Here is a 25,956-nt window from a genome sequence, read left to right on the forward strand (position 1 = left end):
GACACCGGTCCCGACGTCCCAGGTGCCCCAGGCGAGCGACTGGGCGGGCAGGCCGGTGGCGCGGCGGTGGTGGGCGAGCGCGTCGAGGAACGCGTTGGCCGCCGCGTAGGCGCCCTGACCGGGGCTGCCGAACACCCCGGCGGCCGAGGAGAACAGCACGAACGCGGCCAGGTCGGCGTCGCGGGTCGCCTCGTGCAGGTGCAGCGCGGCGTCGACCTTGGGCCGGAGCACGAGGTCGGCGCGGTCGTGGTCGGCGTCCTCGACGAGGCCGTCGGCCACCACGCCGGCGGCGTGCACGACGGCGGTCAGCGGGTGCGCGGCGGGGACGTCGGCGAGCAGCGCGGTGAGCGCGTCGCGGTCGGCCACGTCGCAGGCGGCGACGTCGACGTGCGCGCCCAGCCCGGTCAGCTCGGCGCGCAGCGCGTCCGCCCCGCCGCGCCGGCCGACGAGCAGGAGGCGGGTGACGCCGTGCGCGGTGACCAGGTGCCGGGCGACGTGCGCGCCGAGCGCCCCCGTGCCGCCGGTGACGAGCACGGTGCCGTGCGGGTCGAGGACGGGTGGCGGGCCGGTCGGGGCGGCGGCCCGGGTGAGCCGGGGGGCGCGCAGCACGCCGGCGCGGGCGGCGAGCTGCGGTTCGCCGGTGGCGAGGGCGGCGGCGACCGGCGGCCGGTGCGGGTCGTCCACGTCGAGGAGCACGAACCTGCCGGGGTGCTCGGACTGCGCGGCCCGCACGAGTCCCCACACCGCGGCGGCGGCCAGGTCCGGCACGTCCTCGTCGGGGTCGGCGGCGACGGCGCGGCGGGTGAGGACCACGAGGGTGGCCTGGTCGAGGCGTTCGTCGGCGAGCCAGTCGCGCAGGGCGTCCTGCGCGGCGTGCACGGTGCGGCGGGTGTCGTCCCCGGGCCGGTCGGTGGTTGACCGGTCCGGGGCCGGCCGGTCGACCAGGGACAGCAGCACGACGTCGGGCGCGGGTCCGTCCCGGTCGAGCGCGGCGAGGTCGACGTGCGGCCGGTCGGGGGCGGTGGGCGCGGGGACCGGCGGCCACGACAGGCGGAACAGCGAGTCCGGCGCGGGTGTCGCGGCGGCGCGGACCACCAGGGACTCGACGGTGAGCACCGGGTGGCCGGCGGGGTCGACGGCCTCGACCGCCACCTCGCCGGGCGTGCCGGTGGGGCGGGTGCGCACGCGCAGCGCGGTCGCGCCCGACCGGTGCACGGTGACGCCGCCGAACGCGAAGGGGAGCCCGCCCACCGGCACCGCGCCCGGCGGGAGCAGGCCGACTGTCTGCAGGGCGGCGTCGAGCAGGGCCGGGTGGACGCCGAACCCGGCGGCGTCGCCACCGGGCAGCACGACCTCCGCGAGCACGTCGTCGTCGACGCGCCACGCCGCGCGCAGGCCGCGGAAGGCGGTGCCGTAGTGCACGCCGAGGGCGGCGAAGTCCTCGTAGCGCCCGGTCAGGTCGATCGGCTCGGCCCCGGCGGGCGGCCACTCGCCCGTGCCGTCCGGGACGGGTCGGGGGTCGGCGGAGAGGGTGCCTGCGGAGAGGGTGCCTGCGGAGAGGGTGCCTGCGGAGAGGGTGCCGGCGGAGAGGGTGCCGGCGGAGAGGGTGCCGGCGGAGAGGGTGCCGGCGGAGAGGGTGCCGGCGGAGAGGGTGCCGGCGGAGAGGGTGCCGGCGGAGAGGGTGCCGGTGGCGTGCCGGGTCCACTCGGCCGCGGCGTGGCGGGAGTGGACCGAGACCTCGCGCAGGCCGTCGCCGTCCGGCGCGCCCACCCTGACCTGGACGGTCACCGCCGCGGACGGCGGGAGCACCAGCGGCGCGTGGACGGTCAGCTCCTCCAGGCCGCCGCCCGCGTGGAGGGCCAGGTCGACGAACGCCGCCCCGGGCAGCACGGCGGTGGTGCCCAGGACGTGCTCCGCCAGCCACGGCCGGGTGGCCGGGGACAGGACGCCGGTGAGCACGGTGCCGCCGCCGGCCAGCTCGACCAGCGCGCCGAGCAGCGGGTGCGGGGCGGGGCGCAGCCCGGCGGAGGCGAGGTCGGCGGGTCCGGTCGCGGCCGGTCCGAGCCAGTACCGCTCCCGCTGGAAGGCGTAGGTGGGCAGCGGGACGGGGCGGGCGCCCGCGAACACCGGCGCCCAGTCCACTGGCACGCCCCGCACGTGGGCCTCGGTCAGGGAGCGGGTCATGCGGTCCGCGCCGCCGTCGCCGCGGCGCAGCGAGCCGACCACCACGACGTCCTCGGCGGTGTGCTCGCCGGCGTTTCCGGCGGTGTCCTCAGTTGCGTTCTCGGCTGCGTCCTCGGCGGTGTCGAGCACGGCGGGCACCAGCAGCGGGTGCGGGCTGCACTCGACGAACACGCGGTGCCCGGAGCCGAGCAGGTCGCGCACCGCGCCCAGGAAGTCCACCGGGCGGCGGGCGTTGGCGAACCAGTAGGCGGGGGTCAGGTCGGCGTCGCGCACCCACCGCCCGGTCGCGGTGGAGCGCAACGGGACGCGCGGCGGGCGCGGCCGGATGCCGGCCAGGGCGTCCAGCAGCCGGTCCCGGGCCTGGTCCACCTGCGGCGAGTGCGAGGCGTAGCCGATCGGGACGCGGCGGGTGCGGACGCCGTCGGCGGTGAGCGCGGCGGCCAGCTCCTCCAGGTCGCCCAGCGGCCCGGAGACGGCGACGGCCCGGGGGCCGTTGAGGGCGGCGAGGGACAGCGCGGGCCGGTCGACCAGGCGGCGGCCCACCTCGTCCGGCGACGCGGACACCGAGAGCATCCCCTCCAACCCGGTCAGCGCGGCCAGCACGCGCCCGCGTCGGGCGACGACGAGCGCCGCGTCCTCCAGGGTCAGCGCCCCGGCGACGCAGGCGGCGGCGATCTCGCCCTGCGAGTGCCCGACCACGGCGGCCGGCCGCAGCCCGTGCGCGCGCCACACCTCGGCCAGCGACACCATGACGGCGAACAGGACGGGCTGGACGACGGCGTCGGTGTCGAGGGGGCGGGCGTCGCGCAGGGCCTCGGTCGGCGACCAGTCCAGGTGGGGTGCGAACGCGGCCTCGCACTCGGCCAGGCGGCGGGCGAACACGGGTGACGAGGCGAGCAGGTCGGCCCCCATGCCGGCCCACTGCGAGCCCTGGCCGGGGAAGACGAACACGGTGCGGCCGGCCCGACGCGCGCGGCCGGTGACGAGGCCGGCGGCACGGGTGCCGCGCGCCAGGGCGTCGAGCGCGCCGACCCGGTCGTCCCCGAACACGGCGGCACGGTGCTCGAAGTGGGTCCGGCGGAGGGCGAGGGTGTGCCCGACATCGGCGGGGTCGATGGCAGCAGGGTCGATGGCGGCGGGGTCGATGGCGGCGGCCGGATCGGCGGTGGTGGCGGCGGGGGCAGCCGGGGCAGGGGCAGCGAGGTAGGCGGTAGAGGTGGTGGCGGGATCGGCGGGGGCGGCGGCCGGGCCGGCGGTGGTGGCGAGAGCGGTGGTGGCGAGGGCGGCCGAGTTGGCGGGGGCGAGGTGGGCGGCGAGGTGGGCGGCTTGGGCGGCTAGACCGCGTTCGGTGCGGGAGGACAGCAGCCAGGGCACGGCGGTCGGGCGCGGGCCCGGCTCTGCGGCGGCTTCGGGCGGCGGCTCTTCCAGGACCACGTGGGCGTTGGTGCCGCTCGCCCCGAACGACGAGACCGCTCCCCGGCGCGGGCGGTCGCCCCTCGGCCACGGGCGGCTCGCGGTGAGCAGTTCGACCGCGCCCGCCGTCCAGTCGACCCGCGGCGTGGGCTCGTCCACGTGCAGGGTCGGCGGCACGGTCTCGTGCCGCAGCGCCAGCAGCAGCTTCAGCACGCCCGCCGCGCCCGCGGCGGCCTGGGTGTGGCCGATGTTGGACTTCAGCGAACCGAACCACAGCGGCGCGGCGCGGTCCTGGCCGTAGGCCGCCAGCACGGCCTGAGCCTCGATCGGATCGCCCAGCACGGTCCCCGTACCGTGCGCCTCCACGACGTCCACGTCGGACGGCCGGAGCCGGGCATCGGCCAGCGCGCCCGCGATGACCCGCTGCTGCGACGGGCCGTTGGGCGCGCTCAACCCGTTCGACGCGCCGTCGGAGTTGACCGCCGAACCGCGCACGACCGCCAGCACCGGGTGCCCGTTGCGCACGGCGTCGGCCAGCCGTTCGACCAGCAGCACCACCACACCCTCGCTGAACGCGGTGCCGTCCGCGCCCGCGGCGAACGACTTGCAGCGGCCGTCCGGGGCGAGCGCGCCCGCCGCCGACGCGGCCAGCAGGTACGCGGCCGGGTCGGGCAGCACGGTCGCGCCCGCGGCCAGCGCCAGGTCGCACTCCCCCGCTCGCAGGGCCCGGACGGCGAGGTGCAGCGCGACCAGCGACGACGAGCACGCCGTGTCCACCGTGACGGTCGGCCCCTCCAGGCCGAACACGTAGGCCAGGCGCCCGGACGCCACGTTGACCTGGGTGCCGGCGGTGACGAAGTTCGCCACGCCCTCGGGCAGGTCGTAGGCCGACGGGTGGGCGTAGTGGGTACCCATCACGCCCGCGTAGACGCCGGTGCGGCTGCCCTTGAGCGCGGGCAGGGTCAGGCCGGCCCGCTCGAACGCCTCCCACGACACCTCCAGCAGCAGCCGCTGCTGCGGGTCCATCGCCAGCGCCTCGCGCGGGGAGATGCCGAAGAACCCGGCGTCGAAGTGCCCGGCGTCGCGCAGGAACCCGCCCCGGAGGTGGTCGTGCACCGGGCGTCCGCGGTCGGTGGGCAGCGGCCCGGTGGTCTCGTCGCCCGCCGCCAGCAGCCGCCACAGCGCCTCGGGGCTGTCGATGCCGCCGGGCAGCCGGCACGCGGCGGCGACGACGGCCACCGGGGCGTGCGCGGCCTCGGTCAGCGCCCGGTTCTCCGCGCGGAGGTCCTCGTTGTCCTGCAACGACTTCCGCAGTGCCTCGACGATGACGTCGGTCGAGCCGGCCATGTGTCGCTCCGTCACTTGTCGTCGGTGGGCGAGCCGGGACCGCCCAGGGCCATCCGGACCAGTTCGTCGGCGTCGAGCCCGCTGAGGTCGCGCGGACCGCCGGGCACCGGTACGGACACGGGCACGGGTGCGGACGTGGTGGGCGCGGCGAGCCGCAGCAGGCGGTCCAGCAACCCGGACTCCCGCAGGCGGTCCACCGGCACCGCGCCGAGCAGGTCCCGGACGGCGCGGTCGCTCATCGCGCCGTCGCCGACGTCGGGCACTGGGGTGGGGGTGTCGGCCGGGGCGAGCCGGTCGGCGAGGTGCGCGGCCACCGCGGCGGGCGTCGGGTGGTCGAACACCAGCGTCGGTGGCAGCCGCAGCCCGGTCGCCGCACCGAGCCGGTTGCGCAGCTCCACGGCGGTGATCGAGTCGAACCCGGTCTCGCCGAACGCCCGGTCGGGGTCGACCGAGCCCGGTCCGGCGTGCCCGAGCACGGCCGCCACGTGCGTCCGCACCAGCTCGTCCAGCAGCGCCCCGGCACCCTCGGGGTCGAGCGCGGCGAGCCGGTGGCGGAGGTCGCCGTCCGCGACGGACCCGGCGGTCCGCCGGGTCCGCCGGGCGCGGACGAGCCCGCGCAGCAACGGCGGCTCCTCACCGGGCCGGACGCCGGCCAGGTCGATCCGCACGGGCAGCAGCAGTGCCCGGTCGGGTCGGGCGAGCACGGCGTCGAACAGGGCGAGCCCGTCCGCGTCGGACAGCTCGCCGACGCCGTCACGGCGACCGCGCGCCACCCGCGCCGCGTCGAGGCCGCCGGTCATCGCGCCGCGCCGCGCCCACAGGCCCCAGCCGAACGACTGCGCGGCGAGCCCCAGCGCACGCCGCCGCCGGGCGAGGGCGTCGAGGAACGCGTTGGCCGCCGTGTACCCGGCCTGCCCCGGCGAACCGGTGGTGCCGGACGCCGAGGAGAACAGCGCGAACAGCGGCACGTCGCCGACCAGCTCGTGCAGGTTCAGCGCGCCGTCCACCTTGGGCCGCAGCACCCGGTCGACCTGCGCGTCGGTGAGGGCGGTGACCGGCGCGTCGTCGATCACGCCCGCGCAGTGCACGACGCCCGTCAGGTGGCGGTCGCCGATGGCCTCGGCCAGCGCGCGCCGGTCGGCGACGTCGCACGCGGCGAACACCACCTCGACGCCCAGGGCGACGAGGTCGTCCACCAGCGCCCGGTTCTCCGGGCCGGCCGCGCCCTCCCGGCCGAGGAGCAGCAGGCTGCGCACGCCGTGCGCGGTCACCAGGTGCCGGCAGACCGCGCCGCCCAGCACCCCGCCCGCTCCCGTGACCAACACCGTGCCGTCCGGGGTCCACGGCGTGCCGGTGACCCCGCCCGCGCGGGCCAACCGGGGCACGCGGACCGTGCCGTCGCGCAGCACGACCTGGGGTTCCCCGGTGGCCGCCGCGGCGTCGAGGACGGCGTCCGATGCGGGCCGGTCGTCGGTGTCGACCAGCACGAACCGGCCGGGGTGCTCGGCCTGCGCGGTGCGGACGAGACCCCAGACGGCGGCTCCCGGCAGGTCGAGCACGTCCTCGTCGTCGACGCCGACGGCCCTCCCGGTCACCACGACGAGGGGCCGGTCGTCGGTCCCGTCCCGCTCCAACCGCGCCCGGACGGCCGCCAGCGCGCGCCGCACGGCCACCCGCACGGCGTCACCGCTCCCACCCCCGACCGGTTCGACGCGGAACACCACCGGTTCGACGGCGGACGGCGCGGGCGGCACCTCCGCCCAGTCGAGCACGAACAGGGCGTCGGCGACGCGGGCGGTCGCCTGGTCGGGCAGCGGCCGGGCCACCAGGGAGTCCACCGAGGCGACCGGTGCACCGCCCGGGTCGGCCAGCAGGACCCGCGTGCCGCCCGAGCCCGAGGGCGCGAGCCGCACCCGCACCGACGTCGCGGCGACCGAGTGCAGCCGCAGACCGGTCCAGGAGAACGGCATGGCCACCGCGCCGGTCCCGGCCGACTCCAGCCAGGACGCGTGCAGCGCGGCGTCCAGCAACGCCGGGTGGACGCCGAACGCGGCGGCCCGCGCGTGGTGCTCGGCGGGCAGGGCGACCTCGGCGAACACCTCGTCACCCCGCCGCCAGGCCGCCGTGAGGCCGCGGAACACCGGCCCGTAGTCGTACCCGGCGGCGGCGAAGTCCTCGTACAGCCGCCCGGTGTCCACCGCGACCGCCCCGGCCGGCGGCCACTCCCCCGCCAGCGCGCGGTACTCGTCCGGCAGCGGCGGTTCGTCCCGGGTCAGCACGCAGGTGGCGTGCGGTTGCCACGGCGCGTCGTCGCCGGTCCGCGAGTACAGCCGCGCCTGCCGGACGCCGTCCGGTCCGGGTCCGTCCACCCGGACCTGGAGGGTGAGCGCGCCGGACTCGGGGACGACCACGGGTGCTTCGAGGGTCAACTCCTCGACGTGGGGGCACCCGACCTCGTCGCCGACGCGGACCGCGATCTCCGCCAGCGCCGCACCGGGCACGACGACCCGGCCCAGCAGCCGGTGGTCGGCGAGCCACGGTTGAGCGGCCAGGGACAGCCGCCCGGTGAACAGGTGCGCGTCACCACCGGCCAGGGACACCGCCGCGCCGAGCAGCGGGTGTGCCACGTCGAGCAGCCCGGCACCGGTCACGTCACCCGTTCCGGTCGTCACGGGACCATCGGGCCAGTACCGCTCGTGCTGGAACGGGTAGGTGGGCAGCTCCACGCGGGTGCCGCCGGTCAGGGTCGCCCAGTCCACGGCCACACCGTTCACCCAGGCGCGGGCGAACGCGTCGAGCAGCCGGTCCGGGCCGCCGTCGTCGCGCCGCAACGTCCCGGTGACCACCACCTCCCGCCCCAACCCGAACGCCGTCTCCTCGATACCCGGCACCAACACCGGATGCGGACTCGGCTCGACGAACACCCCGAACCCGTCCTCGACCAACCCCGTGACCACCCGGTCGAGCTGAACCCGCTCCCGCAAATTCCGATACCAGTAATCGGCGTCCGCCACGGCCTCGTCCGCCACCGTCGAACGCCACGGGACCGCGGGCGTCAACGGCGTCACACCCCGCAGGAGTTCCGCCAACTCCTCACGGATCTCCTCCACCACCACCGAATGCGACGCGTAGTCCACCGCGATCCGGCGCACCCGCAACCCGCACCGCGCGACGAAGTCCTCCAACGCGGCGGACTCGCCCGACACGACCACCGATTCCGGCCCGTTCACCGCCGCGACCGACAACCCTTGACCGAGCAGCCCTTCGACCTCGGCCAGCGACGCCGCGACCGACACCATCCCGCCACGACCCGCCAACCGGCCGATCACCTTGCTCCGCAACGCGACAACCCGCGCACCGTCCTCAAGCGACAGGGCACCCGCCACCACCGCCGCCGCGATCTCCCCCTGCGAATGACCCACCACCACCGACGGCTCAACCCCGGCCGAACGCCACACATGCGCCAACGACACCATCACCGCCCACAACACCGGCTGCACCACATCGACCCGAGCCAACAAACCCTCATCGGACAGGGCCTCACCCAACGACCAATCCACGAACGGCGATAGAGCCCGCTCGCACTCGGCCATCCGCTCCGCGAACACCACCGACGAACCCAACAACTCCACACCCATCCCGACCCACTGCGAACCCTGACCCGGGAACACGAACACCACCCGACCGTCCGACTTCGCCACCCCGCTCACCACACCGGGGTCACCGGCGGCCACGGCGGCGAGACCGGCCAGCAGCTCGTCCCGCCCACGCCCGACCACCACCGCCCGGTGCGCGAACGCCGACCGACCCGCCAGCGACAGCCCGACGTCCGCCGGACGCGCGTCCCCGACGTCGGCCAGGCGGACGGCCTGCGCCCGCAGCGCCGGGGCGGTCCTGCCCGACAGCACCCACGGCACCACGCCGGGTTCCGGCACGGCGACGGGCTCCGCGACCGGTGCCCCCTCGACCGGTGCCTCCTCGATGATCAGGTGGGCGTTGGTGCCGCTGATGCCGAACGCGGAGACCCCGGCACGGCGGGGCCGGTCGGACCTCGGCCACGGCACCGGCTCGGTGAGCAGCGACACCGCACCCGACGACCAGTCCACCTCGGACGTCGGCTCGTCCACGTGCAACGTGCGCGGCAGCACCCCGTGCCGCAGCGCCAGCACCACCTTCAGCACACCGGCCACGCCGGCCGCCGTCTGGGCGTGGCCGATGTTCGACTTGACCGATCCCAGCCACAGCGGCCGTTCGCGGTCACGTCCGTAGGCGGCGAGGATCGCGTCCGCCTCGATCGGGTCGCCGAGCCGGGTGCCGGTGCCGTGCGCCTCGACCGCGTCCACGTCGTCGGCGGTGAGCCCGGCGGCGGCCAGCGCCTGACCGATCACCCGGCGCTGCGCGAGACCGTTGGGCGCGGTGAGCCCGTTGGACGCGCCGTCGGAGTTGACCGCCGAACCGCGCACGACGGCCAGCACGGGATGCCCGAGCCGCCGGGCTTCGGAGAGCCGTTCGAGCAGCACCACGCCGGCTCCCTCGGACATGCTCATGCCGTCCGCGGCCTGCGCGAACGGCTTGCACCGGCCGTCCGCGGCCAGGCCGCGCTGCTGGCTGAAGCCCACGAACCCGGCGAGGTTCGCCATGACCGTCACACCGCCGGCGAGCGCCATCGAGCACTCGCCGGACCGCAGCGCCTGCGCCGCCAGGTGCATCGCGACCAGCGACGACGAACACGCCGTGTCCACCGTCACCGCCGGGCCCTCCAACCCCAGCGCGTACGCGATGCGGCCGGACGCGACGCTGCCGGAGCCGCCGGTCACCGAGTGGCCGTCCACGACGCCGGACGTGTCGCCCGGTCGCGGGGTGTAGCCGTTGACCGCGCAGCCGACGAACACGCCGGTCCGCGTGCCCCGGTAGGTCACCGGGTCGATGCCCGCGTTCTCGAACGCCTCCCACGAGGTCTCCAGCAGCAACCGCTGCTGCGGGTCCATCGCCAACGCCTCGCGCGGCGAGATGCCGAAGAAGTCCGCGTCGAAGTCACCCGACCCGGTGAGGAACCCGCCGCGGCGCGCGTAGGACTTGCCGGGCACGGCGGGGTCGGGGTCGTAGAGCCCGTCGAGCGCCCACCCCCGGTCGTCGGGCCAGTCGGTGATGACGTCGCGCCCCTCGGCCAGCACGGTCCACAGGTCGTCGGGGGTGCGGATGCCGCCGGGGAACCGGCCGCTGACGCCGACGATGGCGATCGGTTCGTCCGGGTCGGCCCGGACCACCACCGGCGGGGTGGGCGCGGACGGGTCGCCGCGCAGCAGTTCGCGCAGGTGGCGGGCCAGGTCGGTCACCGTGGGGTGGTCGAACACCACGGCGGCGGGCAGCCGCAGCCCGGTGAGGGCGTTGAGCCGGTTGCGCAGGTCCACGGCGGTCAGCGACTCGAACCCGAGGTCGCGGAACGCGCGGGTGGGGTCGAGGTCGTCGTCGGCGTGGCCGAGCACCTCGGCGGCCTGGGCGCGCACGACGTCCCGCAGCGCCCGCTCGGCCCCGGCGGCGTCCAGCGCGGCCAGGCGGCGGACCAGGTCGGGGGTCTCCGCCGCCGGCTCGTCGGCGCGCCCGGCCGCCACCTCGGGGATCTCGGAGAACAGCGGGAACCAGCGGGCGGAGGTGAACACGTCCACGAACCGCGGCCAGTCCACGTCGGCGACGGCCACGGCGGTCTCGTCGTCGTCCAGGCACCGCCGCAGCGCGTCGACGGCCACGGCGGGGTCGAGGAACGGCAGGCCCCGGCGGCGCAGGCGCGCGAGGTCCAGGCCGCCGGGCAGCACGACGTCGTCGGTGAAGCCGGGCGAGTCCCACACGCCCCACGCGATGGAGGTCGCGACCTGCCCCCGGGCACGGCGGCGGTGCGCGAAGGCGTCCAGGTAGGCGTTGGCGGCGGCGTACGCGCCGTGGTCGCCGCTCCCCCACACGCCCGCGATGGAGGAGAACAGCACGAAGGCGTCCAGGTCGGTGTCGGCGAGGGCGTCCGCGAGGTGCTCGGCACCCCTGGCCTTGGCGTCGAAGACGCGCGCGAGGTCGCCGAGCGAGGTGTCGGCCAGCGACCCGAGTTCCATGGCGGCGGCGGCGTGCACGACGGCGCGGACCGGCGTGCCCGCGTCGGCCAGCCCCCGCACCAGCGCGGCGACCGCCACCGGGTCGGCGACGTCGCAGGCGACGGCGGTGACGCGCACGCCCGGCAGGTCGAGGTCGGGGACCGTGCCGCGCCGGCTGGGCAGCACGACGTGCTCCGCACCGGCCTCGGCGAGCAGGCGCACGACGTGCGGGCCGACCGCGCCCGTGCCGCCGGTGACGAGCACCGTGCCCGTGGGCCGCCACGTCCGCCGCTCCGGCGACGGCGCGGCCGACGCGCGCACCAGGCGGCGGACCAGCACGCCCGAGTCGCGCACGGCCAACTGGTCCTCGCCGCCGCCCGCGGTGAGCGCCTGGCCGAGGAACGCGGCCGTGCGGTCGTCGCACGTCCCGGGCAGCTCGACCAGGCCGCCCCAGTGGCGGGGGTGTTCGAGCGCGGCGACCCGACCGAGCCCCCAGACGGCGGCGGACGCCGGGTCGGTCTCGGCGTCCCCGGTGAGCGACCACACCGGGCCGTCGAGCCCGGCGTCCAGCACCGCTTGGAGCAGGACGGTGGTCAGCGCGAGCCCGGACGGCAGCGCCGGGTGCCCGGGGTGCCGCCCGCCGGCCAGGGCGAGCAGGGAGAGCACGCCGGTCACGGGGGTGTCGGCGGTCAGGAGGGCGGCGAGCCCGGCCCGGTCGACGTCGGCGGGCACCTCCACCGTGGCCGGGGTGGCCCCGATGCCGGTGAGGGCGACGTGCACGCCGTCCACCCACGGCTCCCGGCACCCGGCGGGCACGACGACCAGCCACGTGCCGGTGGCGCGCGCGGCCGGTCGCGCGGTCAGGGGCCGCCACGCCACGCGGTAGCGCCACCGGTCGATCACGGACCCGGTCCGGTCCCGGTGCTGCGGTGCCAGCCAGAAGTGCTCGCGCCGGAACGGGTAGGTCGGCAACTCGACCCGTTCACCGCCGCCGATCACGTTCGCCCAGTCGACGTGGACGCCGTTGACCCAGACCCGCGCGGCGGCCTCCAGCAACCGCTCCCGGCCGCCGTCGTCGCGCCGCAACGTCCCGGTGACCACCACCTCCCGCCCCAACCCGAACGCCGTCTCCTCGATACCCGGCACCAACACCGGATGCGGACTCGGCTCGACGAACACCCCGAACCCGTCCTCGACCAACCCCGTGACCACCCGGTCGAGCTGAACCCGCTCCCGCAGGTTGCGGTACCAGTAGTCAGCGTCCGCCACGACCTCGTCCGCCACCGTCGAACGCCACGGGACCGTGGGCGTCAACGGCGTCACACCGTCCAACAGCTCAGCCAATTCCTCGCGGATCTCCTCCACCACCACCGAGTGCGACGCGTAGTCCACCGCGATCCGCCGAACACTGAACCCACAACGGGCAACGAACTCATCCAAGGCGGCGGACTCACCCGACACCACCACCGACCCCGGCCCGTTCACCGCCGCAACCGACAACCCTTGACCGAGCAGCCCTTCGACCTCGACCAACGACGCCGCGACCGACACCATCCCGCCACGACCCGCCAACCGACCGATCACCCGACTCCGCAACGCGACAACCCGCGCACCGTCCTCAAGCGACAGGGCACCCGCCACCACCGCCGCCGCGATCTCACCCTGCGAATGCCCCACCACAACAGCAGGCTCAACCCCGGCCGAACGCCACACATGCGCCAACGACACCATCACGGCCCACAACACCGGCTGCACCACGTCAACCCGAGCCAACAAACCCTCATCGGACAGAGCCTCACGCAACGACCAATCCACGAACGGCTCCAAAGCCCGCCCGCACTCCGCCATTCGCTCCGCGAACACCACCGAAGACCCCAGCAGACCGAGCCCCATCCCGACCCACTGCGAACCCTGACCCGGGAACACGAACACCACCCGGCCATCGGGTTTCGCCACCCCCGCGCCGAACCCACCGGAGGCGATCGACGCGAGCCCGGCCACCAGTTCCTCCCGGTCGCGCCCGACGACCACCGCCCGGTGGGTGAACGTCGCGCGCCCGACCGCCAGCGAGTAGCCGACGTCCGCCGGGTTCAGGTCGTCGGAGCCCGTCACCCGGGCGGCCAGCAGCCGCGCCTGGTCGCGCAGCCCGTCCGCACTTCGGGCGGACAGCACCCACGGCACCGCCCCGGCCGCCGGCAGGGCGGGCTCGTCGGCGGCAGGCGGTTCCTCGATCACCACGTGCGCGTTGGTGCCGCTGATGCCGAACGACGACACGCCCGCGCGCCGGGGTCGCGCCGACCTCGGCCACGGCACCGGCTCGGCGAGCAGCGACACCGCACCCGACGACCAGTCCACCTCGGACGTCGGCTCGTCCACGTGCAACGTGCGCGGCAGCACCCCGTGCCGCAGCGCCAGCACCACCTTCAGCACGCCCGCGACGCCCGCGGCGGCCTGGGTGTGGCCGATGTTCGACTTGAGCGACCCCAGCCACAGCGGGCGTTCGCGGTCACGGCCGTAGGTGGCCAGCAGCGCGCCGGCCTCGATCGGGTCGCCCAGGCGGGTGCCGGTGCCGTGCGCCTCCACCGCGTCCACATCCGCCGGGTCGAGGCCGGCGACGGCCAGCGCCTGCCGGATCACGCGTTCCTGCGACGGCCCGTTGGGCGCGGTCAGGCCGTTGGACGCGCCGTCCTGGTTCACCGCCGAACCGCGCACGACGGCCAGCACGGGGTGCCCGAGCCGCCGGGCGTCGGAGAGCCGTTCGAGCAGCACCACGCCGACGCCCTCGGCGACGCCGAACCCGTCCGCGCGGTCGCTGAACGCCTTGCTCCGGCCGTCTGCGGCGAGGCCGCCCTGCCGGCCGAACTCCAGCAGCCCGTCGGGCGCGGCCAGCACGGTCGAGCCGCCGGCGATGGCCATCGAGCACTCGCCGGACCGCAGCGCCTGCGCCGCCAGGTGCATCGCGACCAGCGACGACGAGCACGCCGTGTCCACGGTCACCGCCGGGCCCTCCAACCCCAGGGCGTACGCGATGCGGCCGGACGCGACGCTGCCGGAGTTGCCGGTGGCGACGAACCCGGAGGCGGCCTCGTCCGAGCGGGCCACCAGCATCAGGTAGTCGTGGCTGCTCAGGCCGACGAACACGCCGGTGGCCGAGCCGCGCAGGCCGGTCGGGTCGATACCGGCGCGTTCCAGGGCCTCCCACGAGGTCTCCAGCAGCAACCGCTGCTGCGGGTCCATCACCAGCGCCTCGCGCGGCGAGATGCCGAAGAAGTCCGCGTCGAAGTCGCCCGCGCCGTGCAGGAACGCGCCCCCGGCGACCCGGTCCTCCGCCGCCAGGCCGGAGCCGGCGTAGAGGGCGGTGAGGTCCCAGCCCCGGTCGGGGGGCGGCGGGCCGACCGCGTCCGCGCCGGCGTGCAGCAGGTCCCACAGGTCGTCGGGGGTGCGCACGCCGCCGGGGAGGCGGCAGCCGGTGCCGACGATGACGACCGGGTCGTCGTCGGTGGCGGCGCGGACCAGCGGCGGGGCCGTGCGCCCGGACGCTCCCGGGGCGGCGGTGCCCAGGGCGGTGACGCGCAGGTGGGTGGCGAGCCGCTCGGCCGACGGGTGGTCGAACACCAGCGTCGCGGGCAGTCGCAGACCGGTCGCGGCGGCCAGCCGGTTGCGCAGCTCCACCGCCGTCAGCGAGTCGACGCCCAGGTCCCGGAAGGCCGTGTCGGCGGCCACGGCGTCGGCGGAGGCGTGCCCGAGCACGGCGGCGACGTTCGACCGGACCAGGTCGGTGAGCAGCCGGTCGGCCTCCGGCGTGGTCAGCGCGGCGAGCCCGCGCGCGAACGCGGGCAGGTCGGTGTCCGCGCCGCCGTCGCTGCGCCGGCGCTTCACCGCGACCAGCCCGCGCAGCAGGGGCGGCACGTCGGCGTCCGCGCGGGCGGAGGTGTCCAGCGAGGCGGCGACGACGAGCGCCTCGTCCAGGCAGTCGGCGGCGTCGAACAGGGCGAGACCGGCCGCGGTGGGCAGGGCGCGGACGCCGGAGCGGCGCATCCGCTCGATCGCGGTGTCGTCGAGGGCGGACCCCGCGCCGCTGTCCCGCCACGGGCCCCAGGCGATCGAGGACGCGGGCAGGCCGCGGGCCCGGCGGTGCTGGGCGAGGCCGTCGAGGAACGCGTTGGCCGCCGCGTAGCCGGCCTGCCCGGGGCTGCCGAACACCGACGCCCCGGAGGAGAACAGCACGAAAGCCGCCAGGTCCAGGTGCGCGGTGAGGTCGTGCAGGTGCCGCGCGCCGTCGACCTTGGCGCGCAGGACGACGTCCAGCCGCTCGGGGGTGAGGTCGGTGACGAGGGCGTCGTCGAGGACGGCGGCGGTGTGCACCACGGCGGTCAGCGGGTGCTCGGCGGGCACGTCGGCGAGCACGCGGGCCAGCGCGTCCCGGTCGGCCACGTCGCAGTCGGCGAGCACCACGTCCGCGCCGAGCGCGGTCAGCTCGTCGCGCAGGCCGGTGGCGGTGGACGCGGTGCGCGCGAGCAGCAGCAGGCGCCGCGCGCCGCGCCCGGCGACCAGGTGGCGGGCGACGTGCCCGGCGAGCGCGCCGGTCGCGCCGGTGATCAGCACCGTTCCGCCGGCGTCCCAGGGGCGGGGCAGCCGCACGGCGACCTTGCCGACGTGCCGGGCCTGCCCGATGTGCCGCAGCGCGTCGGGCAGGCGGGTGACGTGCCAGGCGCGCCGGGGCAGCGGTCGCAGCGCGCCCGCCGCGAACAGGGCGAGCAGTTCCCGCAGCACCTCCTGGGTCCGCTCGGGGCCCGCCTCGCCCAGCGCGAACCCCCGGTACCGGATGCCGGGGTGGGCGCGCGCCACCTCGGCGGGGTCGCGCACGTCGGTCATGCCCAGCTCGACGAACCGGCCGCCGCGCGGCAGCAGGCGCAGCGAGGCGTCCACGAAGTCGCCGGCCAGGGCGTTGAGCACGACGTCGACGCCGCGCCCGCCGGTGGCGGCCAGGAACCGCGGTGCGAAGTCCAGGGTGCGCGAGGACGCCAGGTGCGCGTCGTCCAGGCCGGTGGCGGGCCACTTCGCCGGGCTCGCCGTGCCGTGCACCTCGGCCCCGAGGTGCCGGGCCAGCTGCACGGCGGCCATGCCGACACCGCCCGCGGCGGCGTGCACGAGCACCGAGTCGCCCGCCCGCAGGCCGGCGACGTCCACCAGGCCGCAGTAGGCGGTGAGGAACACCGCGGGCACGGTCGCGGCCTCCTCGAACGACCAGTCGGCCGGCATCGGCGCGACCAGCCGCCGGTCCACCGAGGCGGTGGTGCCGAAGGCGTGGAAGACGCCGAACACCCGGTCGCCGGGCACGAGGTCGGTGACGCCGGGGCCGGTCGCCACGACCACGCCCGCGCCCTCCACGCCGAGCGGGCCGGCGGCCCCGGCGGGCATCATGCCGAGCGCGTTGAGGGCGTCGCGGAAGTTCACGCCCGCCGCACGCACCGAGATCCGCACCTCGCCGGCGGCCGGGGGCGCGTCGGGCAGGGCGGTCACGGCCAGGCCCTCCAGCGTGCCGCGGCCGGTGTGCCCGACCCGCCAGGGCAGGTGCCGGGCGGGCGGCACCAGGCGTCCGCCGGTCGCGGCGCGGACCAGGCGCGGCGCGAGCGGCACGCCGCCGCGCACCGCGAGCTGCGGTTCCGCCGGGCCCGGGACGGGCGCCTCGCCGCCGTCCACGTCGAGCAGCCCGAACCGGCCGGGGTGCTCGGACTGGGCCGACCTGACCAGGCCCCACACCGGGGTGCCGTCCACGTCCACGTCGTCGTCCACGTCGGTGGCCACGGCCCGGCGGGTCACCACGACCAGGCGGGAGGCGGTGGACCGCTCGTCGGCCAGCCACTCGCGGAGCGCGTCGAGGACGTGCGCCAACCGCGCGCGGACGTCCCCGGTGGTCGGGGCCAGCAGCACGACGTCGGCGTCCACCGCCTCGGCGAGGGAGGCGTGCCGGCGGGCGCCGGGCACGGTGAGGCCGTCGCCGACGACCGCGACGGCGGCCGTGGTCGCGGTGGTCGCGGTGGTCGCGGACCACTCGACGCGGAACAGCGCGTCGCGCAGCACGGCGTCGTGCGGGCTGAGCGGGCTGGTGAACGGCCGGGCCACCAGGGAGTCCACGGACACGACGGGCGCGCCGGAGGCGTCCACGGCGTGCAGCGAGACGGCCTCGGGCCCGGCGGCGCGGACCCGCACCCGCAGACCGGTCGCGCCCGCCGCGTGCAGGGACGCGCCGGACCAGGAGAACGGCAGCCGGAACCGGTCGTCGCCGGCGAAGAAGTCGCCGAACGCGGTGGCCTGCACGGCGGCGTCCAGCAGCGCGGGGTGCAGGCCGAACGCGCCCGCGTCCCCGGCCAGGTCGTCGGGCAGCGCGACCTCGGCGAACACCTCGTCGCCGGACCGCCACGCCGCGCGCAGCCCCCGGAACGCGGGGCCGTAGGCGTGGTCGGTGCCCTCGGCTCGCGCGTAGTGGGCGGCCACGTCCACCGGCTCGGCCCCTGGCGGGGGCCAGTCGCCGAGGTCGGTGGCGGGCGCGGGCGCGTCGGGCAGCAGGACGCCGGAGGCGTACCGGGTCCAGGGGGAGTCGGGCGCGTCGTCCGGGCGGGCGTGCACGTCGACGGTGCGCGCGCCCGTCCCGTCCGGCGCGCCGACGACGACCTGCACCGCCACGGCGCCGCGCTCGGGCAGCAGCAGCGGCGACTCCAGCACCAGCTCCTCCACCCGGCCGCAGCCGACCTGGTCGCCCGCGCGGACGGCCAGCTCCAGGAACGCGGTGCCGGGCAGCAGGGCGGTGCCGCCGAGGGCGTGGTCGGCCAGCCAGCCGTGGGTGGCGGTGGACAGCCGCCCGGTCAGCAGCAGGCCGTCCTGCCCGGCCAGGGCGACGACCGCGCCGAGCAGCGGGTGATCGGCCTCGGCCTGCCCTACCGACCGGACGTCGCCGGCGGCTCGGGCGGACTCCAGCCAGTACCGCCGCCGCTGGAAGGGGTAGGTCGGCAGCTCGACGCGGCGGGCGGCGGCGAGGTCGAGCACGCGCGCCCACTCGACCGGGCCGCGCCGCACGTGCAGCTCGGCCACGGAGGCGAGGAACCGGTCGAGGCCGCCCCGGTCGCGGCGCAGGGAGCCGACGGCGACGGCCTCGGCCCCGGCGTCCTCGGCGATCTCGACCACCGCCGAGACCAGCGCGGGGTGCGGGCTGCACTCGACGAACAGGTCGTGCCCGTCGGCGAGCAGCCGCCGGACCGCGCCGGCGAAGTCGACGGGCCGGCGGGCGTTCTCGAACCAGTACCCGGCGTCCAGGGCGGTGCCCGGGAGCGGTCCGGCGGTCACCGCGGAGCAGAAGGTGACGTCCCCGTCGGTGGGGCGCAGCCCGGACAGGGCGTCGAGCAGCGGTCCCCGCACCGGGTCGACCTGGGGGCTGTGCGTGGCGGCGCTGGCGGGCACGACGCGGGCCCGTTCCCCGGCGGCCCGCCAGGCGGCGACCAGGGCGGTGACGGCGTCGGTCTCCCCGGAGACCGAGGTCGCGCCCGGACCGTTGACCCCGGAGACGACGACCCGGTCGCCCCACGGCGCGAGGTCCTCGCGCACCCGGTCGGCGGGCAGCGCGACGACGGCGATGACGCCCTTGCCGACCAGTTCGCCGGCCAGCAGCTCGCTGCGCAGCACGAGCAGCCGGGCCGCGTCGGCCAGCGGCAGCGCGCCCGCCACGACGGCCGCGGCGACCTCGCCCTGCGAGTGGCCCACGACGGCGGCCGGTTCGACGCCGCAGGAGCGCCACAGCGCGGCCAGCGACACCATCACCGAGAACAGCACCGGCTGCACCACCGTGGTGTGGTCCAGCGCCGGCGCGCCGTCCGCCCCGTGCAGGACGTCGAGCACCGACCAGCCGGTGTGCGGGCGGAACGCCTCGTCGCACTCGCGCAGCCGCGCCGCGAACACCGGGTGCGCGGCGGCCAGCTCGCGGCCCATGCCGGCCCACTCGGAGCCCTGGCCGGGGAAGACGAACACCGGGCGGGTCCCGGAGCGGCCCGCGCGACCGGTCACGACGGCCGGGTCGGGCAGGTCGTCGGCGAGCGCGGCCAGGCCGCGCAGCAGGTCGTCCCGGTCGCCGACGACCACGGCCCGGTGGTCGAACGCGGCGCGCCCGGCGGCGAGCGTGAACGCGATGTCGGCCGGGGCCAGGTCGGGGTGCCCGTCGACGTGCGCGCGCAGGTCGGCCGCCCGTGCGCGCAGGGCGTCGGCGGTGCGGGCGGACAGCGGCCACGCGGCCGGGCCGCCGGCGGGGGTCGCGGGCCGCGCCGGTTCGGGGAACTCCTCGACGATGACGTGCGCGTTGGTGCCGCTCACGCCGAACGACGACACCGCGGCGCGGCGGGGCCGCCCGTCCCGCGCCCACTCGCGCGCCCCGGTCAGCAGTTCCACCGCGCCGGACGACCAGTCCACCTCCGGGGTGGGCGCGTCCACGTGCAGGGTGCGCGGCAGCGTCCCGTGCCGCAGGGCCAGCACCGCCTTGATCAGCCCGGCGACGCCGGCGGCGGCCTGGGCGTGCCCGATGTTGGACTTCACCGACCCCAGCCACAGCGGCCGGTCGCGGTCCTGCCCGTAGGTGGCGAGCAGAGCGTGGGCCTCGATCGGGTCGCCGAGCCGGGTGCCGGTGCCGTGCGCCTCCACGACGTCCACCTCGGACGGCCGCAGGCCCGCGTCGGCCAGCGCCCGCCGGATGACCCGGCGCTGCGCGGCCCCGTTCGGCGCGGCCAGCCCGTTGGACGCGCCGTCCTGGTTGACCGCGCTGCCGCGCAGCACCGCCAGCACCGGGTGGCCGCGCCGCAGCGCGTCGGACAGGCGCTCCAGCACCACCACGCCGGCGCCCTCGGACATGCCGACGCCGTCGGCCGCCGCCGCGAACGCCTTGCTCCGGCCGTCCGGGGACAGGCCGCGCTGGCGGCTGGAGTCCACGAACAGCAGCGGCGTGGACATCACCGTGACGCCGCCCGCCACGGCGAGCGAGCACTCGCCCTGGCGCAGGGACCGCGCCGCGAGGTGGACCGCCACCAGCGACGACGAGCACGCCGTGTCCACGGTGAGCGCGGGTCCCTGGAAGCCGAAGGTGTAGGAGACGCGGCCGGACAGGACGCTGGGCGAGTTGCCGATGCCGACGAAGTCCACCGCCTCCTCCGGGACGCGGTCCAGGCGCAGGGTGTAGTCGTTGGACATCACGCCGGCGAACACGCCGGTGTCGCTGCCGCGCAACTCCCCCGGGTCGATGCCGCCGCGTTCGAACGCCTCCCAGACGACCTCCAGCAGCAGCCGGTGCTGCGGGTCGGTGGCGACGGCCTCGCGCGGGGAGATGCCGAAGAACGCGGGGTCGAAGTCGGCGGGCGCGGTGAGGAACCCGCCCTCGCGCGTGTAGGTGGTGCCGGGGTGGTCGGGGTCGGGGTGGTAGAGCCCGTCGACGTCCCAGCCGCGGTCGCGCGGGAACCCCGACACAGCGTCGACCTCGTCGACCAGCAGCCGCCAGAACTCCTCGGGGCCGTCCGCGCCGCCGGGCAGGCGGCAGCCCATCGCCACCACGACCACCGGGTCGTCGTCCACGGGGCGCGGGGCGGTCGCGGGCGCGACCGGCGCGGCGGCGGGGGCGTCGGACAGCAGGGCGAGCAGGTGCGCGGCCAGCTCCGCCGGGGACGGGTGGTCGAACACCAGGGTCGCGGGCAGCCGCAGGCCGGTGGCGACGCCCAGCCGGTTGCGCAGCGACACCGCCGCCAGCGAGTCGAAGCCCAGGTCGCGGAACGCGCGGCGGGGGTCGACGTCGGCCGCCGAGCCGTGCCCGAGGACGGCGGCGACGTGCCCGCGCAGGGTGTCGGTGAGCAGCCGCACCCGCCGGTCGGGCGGCAGCGCCGCCAGCTCGCGCGCCAACCCCTCCTCGGCCCCGGCCAGGGCGGCGCGGGGACGGCGCACGGGCGCGCGGACCAGGTTCCGCAGCAGCGGCGCGACCGGCTGGTCGCGCAGCGCGGCGAGGTCCACCGGCAGCGCGGCCACGAACGCGGGTCCGGCGTCCGCGGCCGCGTCGAACAGCGCGAGGCCCAGGTCGGTGGGCAGCGGCGGCAGGCCGGACGCGGCGACCCGCCGCAGGTCGGCGTCGTCGAGGTGCGCGGTGAGGCCGGTGCGGGTCTCCCACAGCCCCCAGGCGATCGAGGACGCGGGCAGGCCGCGGGCCCGGCGGTGCTGCGCGAAGGCGTCGAGGAACGCGTTGGCCGCCGCGTAGGCGCCCTGCCCCAGGCCGCCGAGCAGACCGGCCCCCGAGGAGAACAGCACGAACGCGGACAGGTCGAGGTCGCGGGTCAGCTCGTCCAGGTGCACCAGGGCGTCCACCTTGGGCCGCAGCACCGGGCCGAGCCGGTCGGCGGTCAGCGAGGTGACCACGCCGTCGTCCAGCGCGCCGGCCGCGTGCACGACGGCGGTGACCGGGTGCTCGGCGAGCAGGGCGGCGAGCGCGGCCCGGTCGGCGACGTCGCAGGCCACGACGGTGGCGGTCGCGCCGAGGGCCGCCAGTTCGGCGACCAGGTCGGCGGCCCCGCCCCGACGACCGGCCAGCACGAGGCGGCGGACGCCGTGCGCGGTCACCAGGTGCCGGGCCACGAGCCCGCCGAGCACGCCGGTGCCACCGGTGATCAGGACCGCTCCCCCGGGCGTCCAGTCGGGGCGCGGTCCGGCGGGGGTCCGGGCCAGGCGCGGGACGAGGACCGCTCCCCCGCGCACGACGACCTGGTCCTCACCGGAGCCGAACGCGCCCAGCCCCGGCCCGGGGTCCCCGTCGGTGTCGAGCAGGCCGAACCGGTCGGGGTGCTCGGACTGCGCCGACCGGACGAGGCCGCGCGCGGCGGCGGCGGGCAGGTCGAGCACGTCCTCGTCGGGACCGGCCGCGACCGCGCGGTGGGTGACGAGGACGAGCCGGGAACCGCGGAAGCGGTCGTCGGCCAGCCAGCGCTTGAGCAGGTCGAGGGTGGAGCGCACAGCCTCGTGCGTGGCAGCCGCCACGTCGGTCGGGGCCGCCGGATCGGCGGGGTCGGCCAGGTCGGCGGGACCAGCGGGGTCGATCGGGCGCGGGAGCCGGGCGGCCATCGAGCCAGCCGGGGCCGCCGGGGCCGCGGGGGCGAGCGGGTCCGCCGGGGCGGGTAGGTCCACCGGGCCGATCCGGTGCGGGAGCCGGGCGACCACCAGGGGCGGCGGCACCGCGTCGGCCGCCACGTCCGGCAGCTCGGCCCAGTCGCCGGCCGGGGACGGGTCGGGCAGCGGCACCCAGTCCAGGCGGAACAACGCGTCGCGCAGCGGGTCGCGGCCGGTCCGCAGGCCACCGGCCGGGGCCGGTCGCAGCAGCAGCGCGTCGACGGTCAGCACGGGCGCGCCGGCGTCGTCCCGCGCCTCCAGCGCGAAGCCGTGCGGCCCGGCCGGGGTGAGCCGGACCCGCAGGGCGGTCGCCCCCGAGGCGTGCAGCACCGCGCCGGACCACGAGAACGGCAGCCAGCCCGCCGGGGCCGACCCGGCGCCCGAGGCGTGCAGGGCGGCGTCGAGCAGCAGCGGGTGCAGGCCGTAGGCGGCGGCCGTGCCGCGGTGCTCCTCGGGCAGCTCGACCTCGGCGAGCACGTCCCCGCCCAGCCGCCACGCCGCCCGCAGGCCGCGGAAGGCCGGTCCGTAGTGGAAGCCGACAGCCGCGAAATCGTCGTACAGGCCGGTCACGTCGAGCGGCTCGGCCCCGGCGGGCGGCCACGCCTCCTCGACGGGGGGCGGTGCGGCGGGTTCCGGGGCGAGGACGCCGCCGGCGTGGCGGGTCCAGTCGTCGTCGCCGGTGCGGCCGAACACCGACAGGGCGCGTCGTCCCCGCTCGTCGGGCGCGCCCACGGCCACCTGGATCGTCACCGGGCCGTCGTCGGGCAGCAGCAGCGGCGACTCCAGGGTCAGCTCCTCCACCCGGCCGCACCCGACCTGGTCACCGGCGCGGACGGCCAGCTCCAGCAGCGCCGCGCCGGGCAGCGGCACGGTGTCGCCGACGACGTGGTCGGCCAGCCAGGGGTGGGTGCGGCGGGCGAGCTGCCCGGTGAACAGCACGCCGTCGCCGTCGGCGACCGACACGACGGCCCCGAGCAGCGGGTGGTCCGGGCGGGCCAGGCCGGCGGCGCGCAGGTCACCGGTCGCGGGCGCGGTCTCCAGCCAGTAGCGGCGGCGCTGGAAGGCGTAGGTGGGCAGCTCGACCCGGCGGGGCGCGTGCGGGGCGTGCGCCGTCGCCCAGTCCACCGCCACGCCCGCCGCGTGCAGCTCGGCCAGCGTGGTGAGCACGCGGCGCGGGCCGCCGTCGTCGCGGCGCAGCGAGCCCAGGGCCACCACCTCGCCCGCGGTGTCCTGGACGGCCGAGGTGAGCACCGGGTGCGGCCCGACCTCCAGCACCACGCCGTGCCCGTCCGCCACCGCGGCGCGGGTCGCGGCCTCGAACTCCACCGTGCCGCGCAGGTTGCGGTACCAGTAGGCGGCGTCGAGGGCGGCGGTGTCGATCAGGCCGCCGGTCACCGAGGAGTAGAACGCGACGTCGGAGGAGGTCGGGGCCACGCCGTCCAGCGCGTCGAGCAGGTCGCGCTCGATCCGCTCGACGTGCGCGGAGTGCGAGGCGTAGTCCACCGGCAGCACGGTCGCCCGCACGCCCCGGCCGTGCAGCTCGTCGCGCAGCCCCGCCAGCGCCACCGGGTCGCCGGAGACCACGACCGACGAGGGTCCGTTCACCGCGGCCAGGGCGAGGCCGGCGGGCAGCGCGTCGCGCACCTCCGCGGCGGGCAGCGCCACGGACATCATGCCGCCCGCGCCGCTGAGCACGCGCAGCGCGCGGCTGCGCAGCGCGACCACCCGCGCGCCGTCCTCCAGGGACAGCGCGCCGGCGACGACGGCGGCGGCGATCTCGCCCTGCGAGTGCCCGAGGACGGCGGACGGCACGACGCCGAACGACTCCCACAGCGCGGCCAGCGACACCATGACGGCGAACAGGGCGGGCTGCACGACGTCCACCCGCTCCAGCGCGGCCGGGTCGCCCAGCACGTCGGTCAGCGACCAGTCCGCGTGCGGGGCGAGCGCGTCGGCGCAGGCCGTCAGGCGGTCGCGGAACACGGGGTGGGTGTCGAGCAGGTCGAGCGCCATGCCGGGCCACTGGGTGCCCTGCCCGGGGAAGGCGAACACGACGTCCGGCGGGTCACCGGCGACCACGCCGCGCACGGCGTCGGCGGACGGCGAGCCGGCCGCCAGGTCGGCCAGCGCGGTCCGGAGTTCGGCGAGCCCCGTGCCGACGAGCACGGCGCGGTGCTCCAGCGCGGCCCGGGTGGTGGCCAGCGAGTGCGCGACGTCGGCGGGCCGCGCGGGCCGGTCGGCGAGGAAGTCCGCCAGCCGCCCGGCCTGCGCGCGCAGCGCGGCCTCGGTGCGGCCGGACAGCACCCACGCCACCGGGGAGCCGGCCCCGTGGGCACCGGCGAGGTCGGTCTCCTCGGCGACATCTTCGGCGTCGTCCTCGGCGTCGTCCTCGGCGGGCGCCTGTTCGAGCACGACGTGGCTGTTGGTGCCGCTCACGCCGAACGACGACACGGCGGCCCGCCTCGGCCGGCCGGTGTCCGGCCACTCCTCGGCCGCCGTCACCAGCCGCACGTCACCCACCGACCAGTCCACCGCGGGCGTCGGCACGTCGGCGTGCAGGGTCGGCGGCACGACGCCCGCCCGCATCGCCTGCACCAACTTGATCACGCCGCCGACGCCGGCCGCGGCCTGGGTGTGCGCGATGTTCGACTTCAGCGAGCCCAGCAGCAGCGGCCGTTCCCGGTCGCGGCCGTAGGTGGCCAGCAGCGCCTGCGCCTCGATCGGGTCGCCCAGCGGGGTGCCGGTGCCGTGCGCCTCGACCACGTCCACCTCGGACGGCGCGAGGCCGGCGACGGCCAGGGCGGCGCGGATCAGCCGCTGCTGCGCGGGCCCGTTGGGCGCGGTGAGGCGGCTGCTGGCACCGTCCGAGTTCACCGCGGACCCGCGGATCACGGCCAGCACCGGGTGCCCGTTGCGGCGGGCGTCGGAGAGGCGTTCCAGCAGCAGCAGGCCGACGCCCTCACCCCAACCGGTGCCGTCGGCGGACGCGGAGAACGACTTGCAGCGGCCGTCGGCGGCCAGTCCGCCCTGGGTGGCCATCTCGGCGAACGCGGCGTCGGTCGACATCACCATGACGCCGCCGGCCAGGGCCAGGTCGCACTCGCGCGACCGCAGCGACTGCCCGGCCAGGTGGACGGCGACCAGCGACGACGAGCAGGCGGTGTCGATCGAGACGGCCGGCCCCTCCAGGCCGAACGCGTAGGCGACGCGCCCGGACGCGATGTTGTCCGAGTTGCCCTGGCCCAGGTAGGGCCGCACCTCATCGGGCACGGCCAGCGGGCGGGCCGAGTAGTCCTGGTACATCACGCCGGCGAACACGCCGGTCCGGCTGCCCCGCAGCGAGGTCGGGTCGATCCCGGCGCGTTCGAACGCCTCCCACGTGGTCTCCAGCAGCAGCCGCTGCTGCGGGTCCATCGCGAGCGCCTCGTGCGGCGAGATGCCGAACAGGTCCGCGTCGAACCCGGCGACGTCGTCCAGGAACCCGCCGCTGCCGCCGCCCGGCCAGCCGCGTTCGGCGGGGAACGGGGTGATCGCGTCCACCCCGTCGACGACCAGCCGCCACAGGTCCTCGGGGCTGCGCACGCCGCCGGGGTAGCGGCAGGCCATGGCGACGACCGCGAGCGGTTCCCCGGAGCCGGCACCGGCCTCGACCTCCCGCAGCCGCGCCTTCGCGCGCCGGAGGTCGGCCGTCACGCGCTTGAGGTAGTCGCGCAGCTTGTTCTCGTTCACCGGGTCCTCACCGTCGTCACCTCGC

1 protein-coding gene and 1 pseudogene are annotated in these 25,956 nt (G+C 77.4%); both read right to left on the reverse strand.

The window, feature by feature from the left end; all coding sequences use genetic code 11:
- Positions 1-4,959: pseudogene (locus ACR807_RS24555) on the reverse strand (type I polyketide synthase); the annotation flags it as partial.
- The gene (locus ACR807_RS24560; protein WP_438923755.1) at positions 4,956-25,931 is read right to left on the reverse strand and encodes an SDR family NAD(P)-dependent oxidoreductase; all 20,976 of its coding nucleotides are present in this window, start codon (positions 25,929-25,931) and stop codon (positions 4,956-4,958) included. The pseudogene ACR807_RS24555 and the gene ACR807_RS24560, both read right to left, overlap by 4 nt.
- Positions 25,932-25,956 lie beyond the last annotated feature (25 nt).

The sequence above is a fragment of the Saccharothrix sabaoui genome (genome assembly GCF_051756985.1).
GTDB lineage: Bacteria > Actinomycetota > Actinomycetes > Mycobacteriales > Pseudonocardiaceae > Actinosynnema.